The sequence below is a fragment of the Microcoleus sp. Pol17C6 genome (genome assembly GCF_036701145.1).
Classification (GTDB): Bacteria; Cyanobacteriota; Cyanobacteriia; order Cyanobacteriales; family Microcoleaceae; genus Microcoleus.
Map to the genome: position 1 here is coordinate 1 of NZ_JAUBQH010000177.1, position 1,145 is coordinate 1,145.

The 1,145-nt window shown below is 42.6% G+C and carries 1 protein-coding gene; it reads left to right on the forward strand.

All coding sequences use genetic code 11. The features are described 5' to 3' along the window. Nucleotides 1-343: 343 nt before the first annotated feature. The coding region (locus QUA25_RS29295; RefSeq protein ID WP_333043217.1) for a tetratricopeptide repeat protein at nt 344-1,145 on the forward strand (802 nt) is incomplete at its 3' end.

Genomic DNA, 1,145 nt, shown 5'->3' on the forward strand with positions numbered 1-1,145 from the left:
ACATTTTCGGGTTCTATATTTTTCACTTCGTTCAAGTCAGTTACATCATACCTCATCTTTCTGAGAAAGGCTATACAAGGGCGGGCTAACCGAATTAAGTCCGTCGAGGGTTGAAACCTCTGGCGGACTATTGCAACAAGTGCAAGATATCAGTTGCAATGAACTTTTGCTAAAAGTGCGATCGCTTCAATGCCGCTTATACTATAGTTAAAATCTTTTCCAAAAAAATGTAGATCTGAATATTACTTTTTCATCGCACCAGCAATGGTGGAAGGGATACCGATATTAAGTAAAGATTTCGCGTTTGATGCCTATTATCTTAACCGAATTTGTTTGGTGAATCATGATAAATGTGAAACAAATTATCCGCAGTCTTTTGGTTTTGGGTGTGTGTTTGAGTCCTCTGACTGTACCGCTGATCGTGCAACCTCGTTGGGCGCACAGTCAAAATTCACACAGTCAAGAATTACAAAGACTTACAGAGCAAGCAAAGCAACAGGGACAGCAAGGAAAACACAAACAGGCGCTCGAAAAATGGCAGCAGGTTCTAGCCCTTGCACGACAACTTAAAGATAGACAACTTGAAGCCTTAGCACTGATTGGCATTGGTTTTAACTACCGCAGCATTTCTCAGCCGCAAGAGGCATTGAAATACTATAACCAAGCTTTACCGATTATGCGGGAAGTGGGCGATCACTCTGGGGAAGCTACTACTTTGAATAATATCGGTACAGTCTACCGCAATATTTCTCAACCGCAAGAGGCATTGAAATACTATAATCAAGCTTTACCAATTACGCGGGAAGTGGGCGATCGCTCTGAGGAAGCTGCTACTTTGAGTAATATCGGTTCAGTCTACGACAACATTTCTCAGCCGCAAGAGGCATTGAAATACTTGAACAAAGCTTTACCGATCCTGCGGGCAGTGGGCAATCGCTCTGAGGAAGCTACTACTTTGACTAATATCGGTGGGGTCTACCACAGCATTTCTCAACCACAAGAGGCATTGAAATACTATAACCAAGCTTTGCCAATTATGCGGGAATTGGGCGATCGGCCTGGAGAAGCTATAGCCTTTCTCAGAAAGATGAGGTATGATGTAACTGACTTGAACGAAGTGAAAAATATAGAACCCGAAAATGTCA